This window comes from Burkholderia sp. AcTa6-5 (assembly GCF_017815075.1).
GTDB classification, from domain to species: Bacteria; Pseudomonadota; Gammaproteobacteria; order Burkholderiales; family Burkholderiaceae; genus Burkholderia; species Burkholderia sola.
This window is the reverse complement of sequence record NZ_JAGIQE010000008.1, coordinates 67839-84273: the sequence shown is the minus strand read 5'-3', so window position 1 is coordinate 84273 and position 16435 is coordinate 67839. Positions and strand designations below refer to the sequence as shown.

General features: G+C 60.7%; 11 protein-coding genes. 6 read left to right on the top strand and 5 right to left on the bottom strand.

Annotation, left to right across the window (positions count from 1 at the left end; genetic code table 11):
- Positions 1-35: 35 nt before the first annotated feature.
- Positions 36-1124, top strand: a complete 1089-nt coding sequence (locus tag J8I33_RS13110; protein ID WP_209936443.1) for a DUF3800 domain-containing protein — start codon at positions 36-38, stop codon at positions 1122-1124.
- A gap of 18 nt (positions 1125-1142) precedes the next feature.
- On the opposite strand, the gene J8I33_RS13105 is transcribed toward J8I33_RS13110, so the two are convergent.
- Genes J8I33_RS13105 through J8I33_RS13095 form a run of 3 tightly spaced genes read right to left on the bottom strand, consistent with a single transcriptional unit; the run spans position 1143 to position 3003 of the window.
- Positions 1143-1895 carry a TIGR03759 family integrating conjugative element protein gene (locus J8I33_RS13105; RefSeq protein ID WP_209936437.1) on the bottom strand — a complete coding sequence of 251 codons (753 nt, stop codon included), beginning with the start codon at positions 1893-1895 and terminating at the stop codon, positions 1143-1145.
- Entirely contained in the window at positions 1892-2530 is a 639-nt protein-coding gene (locus J8I33_RS13100) for a hypothetical protein (protein WP_209936434.1), read from the bottom strand. The genes J8I33_RS13105 and J8I33_RS13100 overlap by 4 nt, the downstream gene beginning before the upstream one ends.
- Positions 2527-3003, bottom strand: coding sequence for a PilL N-terminal domain-containing protein (locus tag J8I33_RS13095; protein ID WP_245171974.1), 477 nt, complete (start codon positions 3001-3003; stop codon positions 2527-2529). The genes J8I33_RS13100 and J8I33_RS13095 overlap by 4 nt, the downstream gene beginning before the upstream one ends.
- A gap of 515 nt (positions 3004-3518) precedes the next feature.
- On the opposite strand from J8I33_RS13095, the gene J8I33_RS13090 reads away from it, so the two are divergent.
- The 4 genes from J8I33_RS13090 (at position 3519) to J8I33_RS13075 (ending at position 11930) form a co-directional block, all read left to right on the top strand.
- A complete protein-coding gene (locus J8I33_RS13090) occupies positions 3519-5681 on the top strand; it encodes a type VI secretion system tip protein VgrG (protein ID WP_209936428.1) in 2163 nt (720 codons plus the stop codon).
- A 37-nt stretch (positions 5682-5718) separates the two neighbouring features.
- Complete coding sequence (locus J8I33_RS13085; RefSeq protein WP_209936426.1) at positions 5719-10494, top strand: RHS repeat-associated core domain-containing protein; 4776 nt, start codon at positions 5719-5721, stop codon at positions 10492-10494.
- A complete protein-coding gene (locus J8I33_RS13080; RefSeq protein ID WP_209936424.1) occupies positions 10491-10895 on the top strand; it encodes a hypothetical protein in 405 nt (134 codons plus the stop codon). The genes J8I33_RS13085 and J8I33_RS13080 overlap by 4 nt, the downstream gene beginning before the upstream one ends.
- 684 nt (positions 10896-11579) lie before the next feature.
- Complete coding sequence (locus tag J8I33_RS13075) at positions 11580-11930, top strand: hypothetical protein (RefSeq protein WP_209936422.1); 351 nt, start codon at positions 11580-11582, stop codon at positions 11928-11930.
- A gap of 230 nt (positions 11931-12160) precedes the next feature.
- On the opposite strand, the gene J8I33_RS13070 is transcribed toward J8I33_RS13075, so the two are convergent.
- Complete coding sequence (locus tag J8I33_RS13070) at positions 12161-12880, bottom strand: hypothetical protein (RefSeq protein ID WP_209936420.1); 720 nt, start codon at positions 12878-12880, stop codon at positions 12161-12163.
- A 534-nt stretch (positions 12881-13414) separates the two neighbouring features.
- On the opposite strand from J8I33_RS13070, the gene J8I33_RS13065 reads away from it, so the two are divergent.
- Positions 13415-13876: a lysozyme inhibitor LprI family protein gene (locus J8I33_RS13065; RefSeq protein WP_209936417.1), complete on the top strand. Its 462-nt coding sequence runs from the start codon at positions 13415-13417 to the stop codon at positions 13874-13876.
- Positions 13877-14100: 224 nt separating this feature from the next.
- Here the strand turns inward: J8I33_RS13065 and J8I33_RS13060 are convergent, their stop codons facing one another.
- Positions 14101-16380, bottom strand: coding sequence for a helicase-related protein (locus tag J8I33_RS13060; protein WP_209936415.1), 2280 nt, complete (start codon positions 16378-16380; stop codon positions 14101-14103).
- Between the last annotated feature and the right edge of the window lie 55 nt (positions 16381-16435).

Below are 16435 nucleotides of genomic sequence, written 5' to 3'. Positions count from 1 at the left end.
TTCAACAAAAAAGGGGGTAGGGACTCACTATGACTATGACGTTCTACCTGGACGAAAGCGGCCATAGCGGCGATATGGTCAACAGTGGGAAGGCTTTCGACTTCCAAGGGCAGCCCTACTTTGCGCTGGCTGCGGTAGGGCTGAAGAACGAGGACGAGAGCGAAGTTGCCCGGCACATCGCCGAACTACGCGACAAGCACCGGATTCCTCCAGGTGAACTGAAATCCAAGTCGCTGGTATCCAAGCCAAAATTTGTGGCGGATGTCATCGACCATCTGTTCGCAATCAAGTCGCCCCTCTTCGTCGAGCTCGTGGATAAGCGCTATTTCATCAGCGTAAACATCACCAGCTTCATGGTCCTTCCGGTTTGCATGGATTTCCCGGAAGGGCCGAGGATGACGTTTCTCCGTAATGTGGTCGCAGACTTTCTCCATGCGGAAGCATCAACAGAGGTGCTCGATGCTTTCGTAGGCGCGTGCATGGAGCCGTCAGAAGAGCGCCTCTTGGCGTGCTTTACGTTGCTTCGGTCACTCGCGACGCGCCGCATTTTGATTCCCGCAACGAGTGAGATTGCTCAGGGAATCAGGGTGATGGTGGACGATGCGGAGAATGAGTATCGGGAGCTGAAAAAGCAATATCCCGAAGCGTTCCTGAAGTTCCTGCCCCCGCCGGATTACAACAAGCGCAGCAAGCGAGTCTGGATGCTTCCGAATCTGACGTCGTTCGCCAACATCTATGCAAGGATCAACTACTACTTTCGTCGAGACATCCAGGGCATACACATCGTGCACGACCAGCAGCTGGAAGTTGAGGAGATCCTGCAACTAGGTAAGCAAGTTGCGGAGGCTCAGCGCGAGCGAGATAACGTCCCTCATACGCCACGTTCTGATTTCATATTCGATCAAACTGCCACGTTCTCGTTTGCGCAATCGCACGATCACATCGGGTTGCAAATGGCCGATATCGTTGCAGGAGCGGCAATGCGCTGCTTCCGGGATAGTCGGATCGGACAAGCCCATCCCGATCTTGCCCGTGCAGTCGATCGACTCATCGAAAATTCGGACTCCAAGACTGGATTTGGCGTCAATCAAGTCGTTGCTACGCGCGATGTGCGCTATGCCTAGATCGGTAACGACTCGACTTCACTGACGCTGCCAGCCGCTTGGCGTTTCGTGCAACACGGCGGGTAGCTCACCTCCGACGCCCAGCGAGAGCCAACGCCCGGTGTCGTGGTTCAGCGTGATGGTTCGGGCCCGTACCTTCTCCGGATCGATGCCGACCCGTGCCGCCCACTGCCGGATCCGTGCATCGTCCTGACGGCTACCGACCATGTACAGGTCGAAAGGTGTGTTGGCGGCCTGCAGCGTTCTGGCCTGTGCGTCGCAAGGCGCGCAGCCATCTTTCACGAACAGCGCAAGGCGTCCATTGCCTGTCGGTGCCGGAGCCTGGGCGCCCGGCAGATTGACCCGCACGGCGTTCGGAAACGCTCGGCGCCATGCCTCGTCATAGGCCCGCTGGTACGACAGCAGCTTTTCGGTACGCCTGGCCTCGGCCTTCACCTGCAGGTCGGCCATACGGCGCCGCTCCTCATCATTGCGGGCCTCGATGCCCAGGGCGGTCAACGGGTCGAGGTTCGGCGAGTAGGTGCCCAGCGGCCCCTGCATCAACTGGCGGTAGCGAGTCCAATCCTCGGGGCTGAGCCCCCAATCGCCCGCCAGCCGCTGATCCAGGCTGGCCTCGCTGCTGGGGCGTTCAACGCTTTGTGCGGTTGGGGTAGTGCGCGGCGAAGCAGGCCGAGGCTCGGCGACCGCTTCCGCTGCAGGGTGCACGGCGGCTGTGACAGTCAGCAACAATGCTGACACGCGAGGGCGCAGGGAGGTGGTGCATTTGCTCATGGCACCACCACTTGCTGGGTTTGGCCGTTGACCCGAAACATGGCGTGCCTGTCGTTGATGTGCTCCAGCGTCCAGCCGCCCTCCGATTCACCCGTCCGCAGCAACCGCATCTGGCCCGCAGTAGTGGAGCCCAGTGGCGCCACCGTGAGAAAGCGCTCGCCGCCGCGCAATTCCATGCCGAGTACCTGGAACGGTGGCTTGGGCGGCATGGGCACCTTCGCCGTTGCCTTGGGGCGTTGAACGGGCGTGGCCGTTACTTTGGGCGTTGCGGGCGCCTCCAGCTTTTCGATACGCGCTTTCAGCTCACGCAGCTGCTGGTCATCTGTGAGCGCCGCGACCGACATTTCCAACGGGGCCAGCCGAGCTTCCAACGCCTCGCGTGTGGCCGCCAGTGCCTCTGGTGCGAGCGGCGCTGGCTGGCGCCTGAGTGTCGCCAATTCTTGCGTCACCTGGTCGAGACGCGTCGCCAAAGCGTCGATCTGGCCAATCTGCGGCGAGGGTTCAGATGGCTTATCCAGCTTGGGTAAAGCCTGCAGCATGATCACCAGCCCTGCACTGAGGGCAAGCAGCCAGGCCACCGCGACGACGCGAAGCCACGGCATGCGCTGCCGTGTGGCATGAGAGGAAATGGTCATGGTGCCACTCCAGCGGATACAAGCTCGATGGGATCGGATTTGCGGATAAAGCAGACCTGGCGGGCGCCCTCGTCGAACGACAGGAGCCACGCAGGCCCAGCCAGCGTCTGCAGCGCGTCCCGCAGGGTCATGGGGCCCAGACGCAGATGCGCGGCCGGTAGAGGAAACGCATAGAGCATTGAGCTTTCGCTCGTGTGGCATGCGCTGTAGCCCGTCCGTTGCAGCAGGTGTTGCACGCCATCTCCCACCGTCGGGGAGAGGTGCGCAGGCATTGCCACATCCACGACCTGCAGGGATAGATCGCGTTGGCTGGCCTCAGGCCGCAGTTCAATCAGTGTGTAGCGGCCATGGCGAACTACCGGTACCTCGCTATCAGTGCTCTCAGCCGCAACAGCGGTGTTGTTGGCAACGGAAGGCGAAATTTGGCGCTCCACCTGTGAGGCGCAGCCGGCCAGCATGGCCAGCAGAGCCAAGCCGCACACGGCTTGGAACTTGTGGAGTGTGAAGGATGGCATATGGCAGATCCCGAAGTCGATACGACGGAATTGCCACCTTGGCAGTCTTGCAAGACTCGTTCAGCAAACAATACGAATTCCAATCTTCCCGTCTTGTTGGCGAACGATTCTGGTGAGAAGGGGAGGCGCGCCAACTTGCGCTGTTTCGGAGCGCTGTACTCAAAGAGTCGATTTTCAGGCACCGGTGAGCGCTCGTGCCGGCGCGCAATTTCGTGAGAGTTTGTGAATATTCTCAAGCTGGGCAGAGCACCCAATTTCCCTGACTAAATAGATTATCCGAATTGAATTTTTATATTTAATAGGTAATACCCCGAAGCCGTGTGGTCATTAGACCGAACGCGGCCCTCGTGCTCTTAAGATGCGGCGCAGAGCAACCCGGAGCCGCATATTTCGGTGACCGGAAAAAAAGCTCAATAGTTGAAAAAACTTGGATGGACTGGCGCGCCTTCGCGGTAGCCAGAAGGAGGAGTCACATGGGGAATCGAACGTTCATCGCGCACAGCCCATTGGGCGAGCAACTGGAATTTCGTTCGCTGGCCGGGCAGGAAAAAATCTCCCAGCTGTACGAGTTCCGGGTGCGGCTGCTCAGTGAATCGGCCACCATCCCGGCGAAGGCGCTGCTCGGCAAGGACATGAGTATCGAGGTGGATCTCACCACCGAAATCGGCGGCAGCGGCAAGCGGTTTCTGTCGGGGCAGGTTACTCAGTTCTCCTACGTTGGGAGAGACGGCGATTTCAACGCCTATGAGGCAATATTGCGCCCCTCGCTGTGGCACGCCACGCGCCGCAGCGATTTCAAAATATTCCAGTTCAAGACGGTGCCGGACATTGTTCAGGAGGTGCTGGGTAAATACGGCTTCACCATCGAGAACCGCCTGACCAACACGTACCGCGAATGGCCGTATGTCGTGCAGTACGGCGAGACTGATTACAACTTTGTCGCCCGGCTGCTGGAGGTTGAAGGGGGCTATTTCTACTTCGAGCACAGTAACGGCAGCCACACGCTGGTGCTGGCCGACGATATCGGCTCACACAGCCCACTGCCCAATGGGCCCAGCACCATTCCCTACTATTCGGGCGATCGCGCTGCCCATGTGCACGATGAAGATTTCATCGACGGCTGGGGCTGCATGGAAGATATCGCGTCGGGGCATTTCGAGGCCGACGACTACGATTTCGAAAAGCCCAAGGCGGATCTGACCACGCGCCAGCAGCAGCCCGCAGGCCATGCCGAAGACAGCCGCGAAATCTACGACTGGCCCGGCGGCTACACCGATGTGGGCGATGGCGAGAACTATGCCCGTATCCGCATCGAGCAGCAGCAGGCGCAGCGCGAGCTGGTGCAGGGCGAGGGCAATGCCCGCAATATCGCGCCGGGCTATTTGTTCACATTCTGCAAGTATCCCCGCGACGACCAGAACCAGGACTACCTCATTGAATCGGCCCAATACCGGTTTGAAGAAAACGTGCGCCGCAGCGATGGCGCCGGAGGTTCCGGCGCTGGCAAGCGGGCTGGCATCGACAGCCCGACGAGCTATCGGCTGAGCTTTTCGGCCGTGCCCAAGCGGGTGCCCTACCGCAGCCAGCGGGTGACGCCCAAACCCAGTACGGTCGGCCCGCAAACCGCCGTCGTCACCGGCCCGGCCGGCGAAGAAATCCATACCGACCAGTACGGCCGCGTGAAGGTGCAGTTCCACTGGGACCGTTACGGCAAGATGGATCAGGACTCCAGTTGCTGGATTCGCGTGAGCCAGACCTGGGCCGGGGCGAACTACGGCAGCATGCACATACCGCGCGTCGGGCAGGAAGTCATTGTGGATTTCCTGAACGGCGATCCGGACTATCCGATCATCACCGGCCGGGTCTACAACGCGATGCAGATGCCGCCGTGGCAGTTGCCGGCGAACAAGACCCAGAGCGGCATCAAGACCCGCAGCAGCGAAGGCGGCACGCCGGGCGACGGGATGAAGGATAGCCCCGGCACGGCGAATGCCCTGCGCTTCGAGGACAAGGCGGGCGCGGAGCAACTGTGGCTGCATGCGCAAAAGGACCAGCTCACCGAAGTCGAACATGACGAAGACAAGTGGGTGGGCAATGACCGGCGCAAGACCATCGACCGCGATGAGTTCAACACCATCCACCGCGACCGCACCGAGGTGGTGGACCGCAACGAGAAGATCACGGTGCATGGCTGGCGTACCGAAGAAGTCGATCTCGACGAGACGCTGACGGTGCACCAGAGCCGCAAGAAAACCATCGACCAGAACGAAACCGACCACATCAAGAAGAAATGGAACATCACGGTCGGCCAGGTGCTCACGAAGATGGTGGGCCTGCTCTCCACGTTCAATGTAGGGCTGACGCATGCGGAAAACGTCGGCGTGCTGCACAGCTCCATCGTGGGCGGCAAGCGTATCGAATTCACCGGCCTGAGCAAAACCGAGACCGTGAAAGGCCCGCGCACCGCTACCGTCAAGAGCGACACCCTGCAAGTGGAAGAAGTGCAAAAGGTGAGCGCCCAATGGATAGAGCTGCATGCCAGCAAAGGGATCTTGCTTGCCTGCAACGGCAGCACCGTGCGCCTGACGCCCGAACTCATCCGCGCCCTGGCCGATCTCGCCAAGGTCAACTGCTGACGGCGTACTCCACCACACATCAAGAGAGGGAAATTTCATGAGCGGTAAACCAGCAGCGCGCATCAGCGACAGCGTCAAAGGCGGCAAGATCATCACCGGCTCGCGCACCGTCCTCATCGGCAGCCAGGGCGGCATCGCCTGCTCCGTCTGCCCCGGTGGCGTCAAGGTCGGCAGCCCCGTCAATCCCCAACTCGGCGCCAAGGTGCTTTCAGGTGCCGCCGATCTGGACTTTGCCCTGCCCGGCGCCATGCCCCTCGTGTGGCAGCGCCAGTACAGCAGCTACGTCAACGCCAGCGAAGGCGGCCACTGCGGCATCCTCGGCTACGGCTGGGGCACCTCGCTGGAACTGCGGCTCACCGTGCTGCCCGATGCCACCCTGCTGCACGACAGCCAGGGCCGCACCATCACCTTCGAGGCACTGCCGGTGGGCGAATCGATCCACAGCCCCAGCGAAGACATCTGGCTGCTGCGCACCGGCATGCACCCGGGAGGGCTGGCGCAGGAGTTGGCCAGCCTCAGTGGCGCGGCGCGGTTCGCAGGCGAAACCGCCAATGAGCCCGAAGCCTCCGAGCCTGCGACAGCGGGCATACAAGCCCCGGCCTGGTGGAGCGGCCGCTTTGCCTGGGTGCGCCGCGACCTCGCCTGCAGCGCCCACCTCATCCTCGCGGCCAGCGGCAAAGGCGACCAGATCTGGATCTTCGCACCCGTCAACTGGCAGGCCATAGAAACCGCGCGCAAGGCCCTGCATGCCCAGCCGGGGCAGCAGGCTCCCTCAGCAGAAGCACTGCCGGCCCCCAGCGAACACTGGGTACTGCTCGGCACCCTCGACCGCCTGGGCCGCTCGCAGCGCTACCGCTGGACCGACAGCGACGGCCCACAGCGCATCACCACCATCGAAGACGGCGTGGGCCGCCAGTACCAGCTGCACTATGCGCAAGCCCATGCCGCGCGGCAGGCCCGGCATTACGCCTCGGGCCACTTCTGGCAGGCCGACAGCGGCCTGCGCCTGAGCGGTATCGACCTGGTGAGCGACCCCATCCACCCGCTGCTCAACCAGGGCACGAAGGCCGCCAAGCCGCTCACCCTGGTCAGCTACGCCTACAGCGCCGAGGGCGACCTCATCGCCGTCACGAACCGCCACGGCGAAGTCGTGCGCCGCTTTGGCTGGCGCAACCACCTCATGGTGTTCCACCAAGAGCGCGATGGCCCTGAACACCACTACGCCTACGACCGCGACGAGCCGGGCGGCAAAGTGATCGAGCAGCGCAACCAGCAGGGCCTTGACTACCGGTTCGACTACCGGACATTGCCCGAGTTGGAGGGCCAGCCGCGCACGGCCACTGTCGTCAGCGACAGCCTGGGCCGCCAGCAGGCCTACCTCTTCCAGGGCGAGTCAGGGTTGGCGCGTCTGGTTGAACACACGCGGGCAGACGGCAGCACCGTGCGGCGCAGCTACAATCCCTACGGTCACCTCAGCGGCATCACCGACCCGCTCGGGCGCACCACCTACCTGCGGATCAGCCCCGAAGGCGAACTGTTCGGAGTCCAAAACCATGACGGCAGCACCAGCAGCCAAAATCACGACGCCAACACCGGCCTGCTGCAAAGCGCCACCGACGCGGCTGGCCGCACCATCCGCTACCACTACGACCACCACCACCGGCTTACCCGCATCACCGGGCCCGACGGCAGCGAGGAAAGCCTCGAGTATCCCGAGCCGACGCTAGACCGGCTCAACGCCGACAAACCCATCCGCATCACCGACGCCAGCGGCGGCAGCAAGCGGCTGGCCTACACCCCGGCCGGGCAGCTCGCCAGCTACACCGACTGCTCGGACTACACCACCCACTACGAATACAACCGCTGGGGCCAGCCTGCGGCAGAGACCAACGCGCAGGGCGAGCGCACCAGCTACCAGTACAACGACCGGGGCCAGCTGCTGGCCGTGCACCATCCCGACGAAAGCATAGAACGCTACCAGTACGACGCCCAGGGCCGGGTCAGCCAGGTGCAGGCAGGCCGCCACAACAGCGCGGCCCCCAGCACCACGGCAGCGTCGGTCAGCATGGAATACGACCTGTGGGGGCGCCTCACGCACCGCAGCCATGCCGGCCACAGCCTGGCATTCGCCTACGACGCGGCCGGGCGCCTCGCCCAGCTCACCAACGAGAACGGCGAGCACACCCACTTCGCCTGGGACGCCATGGACCGGCTCACCCAGGAAACCGGCTTTGACGCCCGGGTGCAAAGCTACCAGTACGACGCGGCCGGGCAACTGAGCCAGTCGAGCGACGGCTGGGCCGGCGACCAAGGCCAGCCCGAACACACCACCCGCTATGAATGGGACACTGCCGGGCGGCTGGCCGCGCGGCACCTGCCGGCCACGGGCGAGGCGCCGGCCACCATCCACCGCTACCAGTGGAGTCCCGCAGGGGAGCTGGAGCAGGCCAGCGTATGGAATGCAGACACTGGGCTGGAATGGCTACAGAGCCAGGCGCTGATCGAGCGTGACAGCATGGGCCGGGTGACCAGCGAGGTACAGCGCCTGTTCCAGTCCCCACGGCCGAACATCGGTCCGTTGAAGCCCGACCCGGTGATCGAATTCGAGCACCGCATCAACCACCGGCTCGATGCGCTGGGCAACCGGGAGGCCAGCCAGTTGCAGGGGCTGGGCGAGGTCGGCTACCTGCTCTACGGCTCGGGCCATGTGCACGGCCTCATGTGGGAAGGCAACACCCTCGTCGACTTCGAGCGCGATGCGCTGCACCGCGAAACGAAGCGCTTGTGGAGCCAGGATATCGGTACCGCCGGCATGCAGCCCCCGGCGCAGCAGTTCACCCGCCAGCTCGAATGGGACGAGGCGGGGCGGCTGCGGGCCATGCGGCTGGCGGGCCTGCCCGCGGCCATGCCGGCCGACATGCTGGATGCGCCCATCCAGGCGGCCCGCCACGTACGCCCGCCGCAAGCCCTGGTCGGTATGCTCACCTCGCGCCACTACCACTACGACAGCCTGGGCCAGATGGTGGGCATCGAAACGCCTGCGGGCACCAGCCGCTTTGCCTACGACGCCGCAGGCCGTCTCACCGAGGCCCAGGGCGCACAAGGTACCCGGCAGCAATGGTGCTTCGACGCGGCGGGCAACCGCCTGCCGATCATTGCAGGGAAGGCCCCCGGGGCAGCCACGGAGCCCACTGGCCAGCTCACCACCATCGACCGCCAACGGGCGCAGCAGCGCGCCCACGATCAGGCCCGCTTCACCACGCCGGGCGAACCTCATCAGGCCCAGCCGCACTGGATGGAGCCTCACTACAACGTGCTGCACGGCGCGGACACCCCGGAAGAGCAGCCTGGCAGCGCGGCGCTGTACTGGGCCGGTAATCGAATAGGCAACTACAGCAACAGCGAAGACCCGGGCGGTGGCGGCGCACAACTGCATTACCGCTACGACAGCCGGGGCAACCGCACCGAAAGCGTGGATGCGACCACCGGCCGGCGCATGGTGCTGGCGTACGACGCGGCCAACCAGCTGACCGAGATTTACATCGAGGAGGGTGATAGCCAGCGCCGCCAGTGCTACCGCTACGATGCTTTTGGCCGCAGGCTGGCCAAATACAGCAGAGATAACGGCAGCGATAGCGGTAGCATCGGGCGGACGGACTACTACGGCTGGGACGGCGACCGCCTGGTGCACATCGAGCGCCACAGCGCCGGCAACGCGCAGCCCGAACTCATCCACACCGTCTACGAGCCGGGCCACTTCACGCCGCTGCTGCAGCTCAGGCGGCCCGCCGCCGCCGAAAAAGCAGCTGCCACTCTGGTGGAAGAAATCATGGGGCATATCGCGCATCCCATGGTGCGCGATGCGCTGGAGCCCATGCTGCGCGACCTGGCCGCCACGCAAAAGCAGATCATGGGCAATGCTGAGCGCTACATGGCACAGGATGCGCGGGAGCTGATGGTCAGCCAGTTCGCGCTGCTGCAGCAAGACCAGGACGAGGGCCGGGCGCTGCGGGCCAAACACATTGAGGTGCGGCACTATCTCTGCGACCATCTAGGCACGCCCCAGGCGCTCATCAGCCAGCAAGGCGAGGTCGAGTGGGCCGCAGCACTGGACGCTTGGGGCAATTTGCAGCAGGAGTACAACCCCAAGAAGCTGCATCAGCCAATCAGGCTGCCGGGGCAGCATGAGGATGGGGATACGGGGCTGTACTACAACCGGTATCGGTACTATGACCCCAAACTTGGACAGTATGCAAACCAAGATCCTATTGGGTTGTATGGTGGATTGAATGGCTATCGCTACGCTATCTCAAATCCTGCGATAAAAATTGATCCGCTAGGCTTATTCACTGCTGGCAAAGACGGGGTGATTGGTGTTGATTCCGATGGAATTCCCTCTTTTGATGAGGGTAATTCGCTGTTTCATAGCTATAACGTAACTAACTCATGTAGCAAGATAAATAAAGGCTGTACGCTAAACAATGCCAAAGAAGGACTTCTGAAGTATCCCGCCCCCGGAGCTTCCGGTCAGCCTATCAAGGATGGGCAGGAAGGGTTTGCAATTCCAGTCGGCCCGGTGCGTCATGTTGTTAAAAACAATGGGGAAATGGTCGTTAATATAACGAAGCCTGGGCACCTGCTATATCCCGGAATAGTAAGGCGATGGGTGACAGATGATGGCAACTCGGTCACTATACATACGTACGGAGAGGGGACTGGCTATTTTCCGAAAATTAACGAGATGGCCTCGAAGCCACTTTGGAATAGTGTTGATTCAAATATATTTGAATACATGGGGTGTGAGAAGCAATGAAATTGATTGATATTTTAATGCCTGCTCTTGTGTCTTCTGTTGTCGGGGCGGTTTTGATTACGATTTCTTCATGGAGGGGGTTTGGTGCGACCTCTTTTATTTTTGGTGGAATATCGCTAATTGTAATTTTTATTCAATCCATAATTTCGTTGTTGTTTTTTTGGGTTGTTAATGAAAAAATATCCCGCGAACTGATTGTTTTTTTATTCGTGGCGGGTGGGATATTTAATGGGTTGATTGCGCTCGCGGTGTTAACTAGGGGCTCAATACTAAAGTTAATCGCAGATAAAAATGCTGGGATGGATGGGTGGTCCATGATTGCAGTGTATGGTGGGATAGGGTTGGTATGCGCTATGTCTGCCTATGTTTATATTAATAAATCTAGATTATTGGGGCTGTAAGGAATGAGGAGGTGGGTTTTTCTATTTCTTGGTGTGGCCTGCCTTTTTTGTTGCCTATGGTCGGGAATGTGGTTTTTTTCGTCGGCTAGCTTGGCTAGTGGGTACTGCAAGAATGAGTTTTCCCTGTTTGCCGAGACCTTCCGGTGCAGGCAGCCGTATATTGCATTGGTTATGAGTCTGGTCACTGCCATTTTGTCGATTCTGTTCTTTGTCGTGGCGAAGCGTAATGGAGGGAGGCGATAAGCTTGGCCCCTCTCGCTTATGTTCCCTCGACTCCCAACAGCAATCCATACAGCAGCTTAAGTGGGATGCAGAAGGCCCAGCTCCTGCACAGCTGGAGCCACGGCCCACGTTGGGTTTGGACGCAAGAGACTGTCCTGCGGAGTAGCTCGGCCGCCAGATCTTCGGCCCGTGCTGGTAACCGCGAGCCCGAGCAAGGTACGCCAGAGCTACCAGCGGCGATGCAGGCTTGTACATTGGCGCAGGCGGAGTGGGCGGCGCCGTCGAAAGAGTTTTGTCGGCAGGGTGATCGGCAGGCTCAGGGCTGGCAGGTTTCTTCGCCGCACGCAAACGGAATTCCCCTGCCAACACTCGCCACACCAGGCCGAACAGAGAGGCCAAGACAGCACCCAGTCGCACACCTGAGCTGACACAATTGGACTATTGCACGACGAGGGGCTGTATATGCCTGTACCACCGATTCCTTCTTGGCTCGCCATTTCTCTCATCACTGTGCCTTGTGGATTCCTCTTTGGGCTAACCCAAGCCTCTGACAGTGAAAAGCGCCGCGAGCCATCAGGGTTCATGCTGTTCGGCAGTAGGACATTGCCACAGTTGATTGCCAGCGCCATGGTTAATGCAGCGCTGGTCTCACTCCTTTTTATCGCCCCAAGTCTCTTACTGCTTAATGTTTTTGACTTGGTTCCGCTGTATGGCAACGATCGCTATGTTTGGGGATGGTCACTCTTGGGTGGAACCGCAATTGGCAAGATCGTTCGCTGGTGGCGATGGAAGCGGCGGCAGGATTTCTTTTGATGGCGCCGGGAGGGGGCAGGCAATTCTTCCGCGATTGATTTTCGCCAAATATGAAAAAAATAATTCTTCTGCTAGTGGTGGTGATTGTTTTTATTTTGGTTTTCTATCCTCCTGAGTGGATGGAAGTGGATAGCTGCCTTGATCTGGGAGGGCGCTGGAGCTACGAAACATCCCAATGTGAGCATGGAAGGTAGCCCAGCCGCTCGAGGAAAGGGCTCCGCGCGGCCCGCCTACTTGTCGACATGCGTCGCGACCAACATCATCGGAAAGTTGTGAAGACTCGTGGCGTCGGTTGCCAGCAGCGGTAGTTCCGAACGGTTGCCGATTGCCTCGGCGAATGCCTGGCCGACAGCCATGGGAAAGTAGCGGTGATGGTTCAGAACATGGGGATCTCGCCCCCATACCACCGCACCGCTCAGCTTCGCGTAGGCGTCCCCGGCAAAGGCGGCCAGCGAACTGCCGAACGTCGGTTCGATGATTTCTCCCGATTCGACGGTGAGCCAGGCATGCAGATTGATGCCTTGGCGTTTCTCTTGATGGAGTTCAGCAAGGGTGATGCCGGTTTTGCACCAGCGCTTGAGGTCGGTCCAGGTGGGCGAAAATATCTGCTGGTCGTCTTTCCAAAGCTGGCCGATAGTCACCCAGACTTTGGCGCCTAGCTGCCGCTCAAAGTGCGGCGCGAGATAGTGACACCATTTCAGGCATTGGCCGGCTGCCTTTGCAGGGTCTTCGACGCCCCCAGCTCGAAAAGCCGGCTCGATGAAGTCTCCATTGGCACCCAGGATATCGCGGTCGACCCAATATGGCAGCGCCATCTTGAACCCGCAAGCCGCCGTGAAGTCGACCGCCTGCTCGAAATTGCTGCGGTAGTCGCCAATCTCGTCTGACCGAGTCGGCAGCTTTACGTTGTCGAATTTCCTTCCAACGCGATTGAATAATTGTTGAAACATCCTTTTCCTCCCTGACTGACGATATGACGCATCTGTTTATACAGGAAATGTGGTGCGATGCCGACACCTTGGCGATGCTATCCAACCCAGTCAGCAAAGAATGGGAACCAATGCTCGACCGATGTTGCCAGCGACTGGCCATGAACGGACGCTCAACATATGAGACAGGATTGCTGAAAAACCTGCTACGCTCGCACTTACCAATGGTATTAAGAGCCGCTAACACAACCCAGCAAATCGCAGATTTGCGGTTGAGACAAGGCGCGAAGCCGTAGACAGTACAGTAGTACGACAAGGCGAAGCAACGAAGTATCAAGGGTTGTGTTAGCGGCTCTAAATGATGGAATTGCAATTGATGCCAAGATCACGCGGCTGTCGACTTCACATAAGGAAATCGTCCCCCCGCTGAATGTGACCATCGTCGCGATCGGCTACTAGGCGAGCAACAGGTTCGCCTCTTGAGTTGCAGCATTGATCGAATAGCGCGTAACGTACCTTGGCGACGCATGCGCCAAACTACCAAGGATCAACCGAATGTCCCGAAGAAGAATCGTTGCCAGTGTGGGCTTTATTTTGTGTATATCGCTGAATGCCCAAGCTGAAGTGTTGACGGACACAGCACGGATTGAATATCGAAAGTTGACTGCAACCCTGGAGATCGCCGACGACCTTCAGCCTGACTGCCCGTCGAACGAGCCTGCGAGCTGTGTGAAGGCGTTCACCGACAGGGCTGATGCTCGGCTCAACCTCATCTATCAGGGGCTTCTACAGCAGTTAAGAACGCAGCCGGAAGTGAGGCGTGCGCTCATTGCCTCCGAACGTGCCTGGATCACCTTTCGTGACGCGAACTGCAGAATTGCTGCCGAGTATTACCGCGGAATCGCTCACGGCTACCAAATTCAGAGCTGCTTACTTCGTGTAACCAAGCAGCGTGTCGAAGAGCTTCGAAAATTCGCACGGACGGACAGCGTATTGTCTAATCCAGGTGACTGGTGAGTGATTCGTGGAGCGCACGGGGACACACTTGACCGAATGCGCGAAGCATACAGGGCCGATTACTGGCGGCTCTCAATCCGCCGAGCCGGGTTGCAGAGCTGGTGAATGGCCGCTACCGGAAATTGGACTGTCCGCTCCGGGGCGGCAAGCGACATCCCCGAGAATCCGCAAAGAACCATAAAAAAACGGCGCCCGTGAGGGCGCCGGAAAAATACTGCATCTAATCAGGCAGCAACCAGCTGTCGGGCCAAAGCGACTTCGACAGAATCGCCATCCTGGTTCAAAACGTCGAGCCCGGACTCAGGCACGTCGCCCGAGGTCGACTGCGAGACCATGATCTTCTTGGCCATCAGCTCCAGGCAGGTCATCTGCGAGGTAGCGGTGTAGCCCAGGTAGATCACGCGCACGTGCAGCTTCTGCCCGATGCGCCAGGAACGGCGTGCTGCCTGCTGCAGCGAATACACGTTGTAGCCCGACTGCATGAACACGATCGTCGGGAACTCCAACAGGTCCAGCCCCGTCTTGACCAGCTCGGGGTTGGTGATGAGCACATCGATGCCACGGTCCAGCTGCTCGGCGATCCAGTCCTCGCGGCGGCTGGCGTCCACGCTCGCGCGCAGCACCGCAACCTTGAAGCCTTCCTGCTCCAGCAGCACCTTCAGGCGCGACGTGGTGTCGCGCGTGCCGGTATAGACCGTGTAGGCGAGGACCTTGCGGCCCTGCGCCTTCTCCTGCTTGCAGATCTCGATCAGCTCACGCTCCTTGGGGCTGATCTCGAACTCGGAGAATTGAGCCGGGACGAACGCCAGGGTGGCGCGCGTGCGCGGATGGGTGACGGTCTCCGGCCGGAAGCAGCAATCCGGCCAGGCCAGCAGCACGTTGAGAACCACGCCGAGCAAGGTCGTATCGCGCCGCGCCAGAGCCTGTTTCAGCTCCGCGGTCAGCCGGCCCGCCAGAGCGCGGTAGGCCGCGGCTTGCGCCGTGTCCATCGCGACTTCGCGGAACTCTTCGTCATACGGCGGCAGGACGTTGCCGCCAATGTCCCTGAGCTTGAGGAAAATCGTGAACGGCAGGATGCAACGCAGCACACCCTTGGGGCCGAAGCCCGGGGCCTTGACCGTGCGCACCGATACCTTGGAGCCCTTGGCCGTCTTGTGCGCCGTGCCGGTGCTTTCGGAATAGATGTCCTTCAAGACACCGTGATCGCGCATGAACGCCATCGCGGCCGAGGTCATGCTGCCGCTCGTGCTGGGGCGGTAGCCGTCTTCGATCATCCGCCCCGGAAGGGCTCGGAACAGCAGGTGGAACAGGTCGTCTCCGTAGCCGCCCATCAGCGTGCCGGTCAGCAGCAACGTCTTGCGTGCTTTCGCTGCCAGCACGCCCATGGCCTGGCCCTGGGCACTGCCTCCGTTCTTGTACTCGTGGGCCTCATCGGCGATAAGCAGGTCGAACGTGCCCTGTGGGAGATACCTCTTGATGAACTCACTGGGCTGGTAGCCGCCCTCGCCAAAGCCGAACTCCATGTTGGCCATCGCGCGTTCCATGCGCGTGGCCTGACGGTCGGAAAACACCAGCTCGCCGTTGCCGTCCATGAGGTTGATGAACTCGTGGATGTTGTCCCCGAGCATTGACGCGAGGAAGCCGTCACCGAACTTCTGCATCAGCTTCTGCGCGGTGACTTCCCCAATGGTCGGGATGCGTTTCAAGGCTTTGAGGACTGCCGAGGACTGGTCGCTGCCGGACGGACTGCGCGGGCGGATCAGCGTCCACAGGGGCGCGGTGCAATGGCCGCACTTCCTGCGGTACTCCTCGGCTTCGAGCTCAACCGGGTTGACCGGTTCGCCATCGAGGTCGGTGATCACGGTGCCGCAGTCCGGGCAAGCCGCCACGTCGCCGTGGCGGGTGCGTCGCTGGGTGAAGGCAGGTTTCCAGTGGAAGCCCATCCGCATCCGCACTCGGCCCAGGACGAAGAACTCCTGGCCCGTGGGCTGCACACCCAGCTGCTCGCGCAGCTTGATGAGTTTGACCAAGGTGTCCGGGCCGTTGAGCACCCATACCTTGGCGCCCGCAACCGTCTCCTGGATCTCGCGCCGCCACTTGTAGACCAGGTGGGGTGGCGAAAGCACCAGGGTGCGGCGGTAGCCTTCGGCGTTGAGCACGGCAGCCAGGGCGATGCCAACGGTCGTCTTGCCACAGCCCATTTCGCCGTTGACGATCGCGGCGCGTTCACCGCGATCGATCAGCAGCTCGGCGGCGGCATGAACGACTTCGGCCTGAGCGGGGAACAGCTGGCGCTTGAGGCTGGCGACGACGAGCTGCCGGTGCGCCTGCGGCTGGCCGGTGTAGACCGGCGGGTTTGCTTGGTTCAGCGAATCGAGCAGTTCGTCGCCGAATTCGGTGACGAAATCCTGAAGGCTCAGGTTCAGAGGGGAGGATTCCGCGTCGAGCAGTTCGCCTTGTACGGGCGCGGTGTCGGCGGCGGCGGTGTCGAGATCGAGGGACATGGTGATGCTCCAAAGAAAATGGGGCATGCACCACCCCCAGCGGGGCGATAGCATG

What these genes read in the sequence shown, in the direction of transcription:
- J8I33_RS13110 (WP_209936443.1), top strand. Translation starts at nt 36, where the DNA reads ATGACGTTCTACCTGGACGAAAGCGGCCATAGCGGCGATATGGTCAAC.
- J8I33_RS13105 (WP_209936437.1), bottom strand. Translation starts at nt 1,895, where the DNA reads ATGAGCAAATGCACCACCTCCCTGCGCCCTCGCGTGTCAGCATTGTTG.
- J8I33_RS13100 (WP_209936434.1), bottom strand. Translation starts at nt 2,530, where the DNA reads ATGACCATTTCCTCTCATGCCACACGGCAGCGCATGCCGTGGCTTCGC.
- J8I33_RS13090 (WP_209936428.1), top strand. Translation starts at nt 3,519, where the DNA reads ATGGGGAATCGAACGTTCATCGCGCACAGCCCATTGGGCGAGCAACTG.
- J8I33_RS13085 (WP_209936426.1), top strand. Translation starts at nt 5,719, where the DNA reads ATGAGCGGTAAACCAGCAGCGCGCATCAGCGACAGCGTCAAAGGCGGC.
- J8I33_RS13080 (WP_209936424.1), top strand. Translation starts at nt 10,491, where the DNA reads ATGAAATTGATTGATATTTTAATGCCTGCTCTTGTGTCTTCTGTTGTC.
- J8I33_RS13075 (WP_209936422.1), top strand. Translation starts at nt 11,580, where the DNA reads ATGCCTGTACCACCGATTCCTTCTTGGCTCGCCATTTCTCTCATCACT.
- J8I33_RS13070 (WP_209936420.1), bottom strand. Translation starts at nt 12,880, where the DNA reads ATGTTTCAACAATTATTCAATCGCGTTGGAAGGAAATTCGACAACGTA.
- J8I33_RS13065 (WP_209936417.1), top strand. Translation starts at nt 13,415, where the DNA reads ATGTCCCGAAGAAGAATCGTTGCCAGTGTGGGCTTTATTTTGTGTATA.
- J8I33_RS13060 (WP_209936415.1), bottom strand. Translation starts at nt 16,380, where the DNA reads ATGTCCCTCGATCTCGACACCGCCGCCGCCGACACCGCGCCCGTACAA.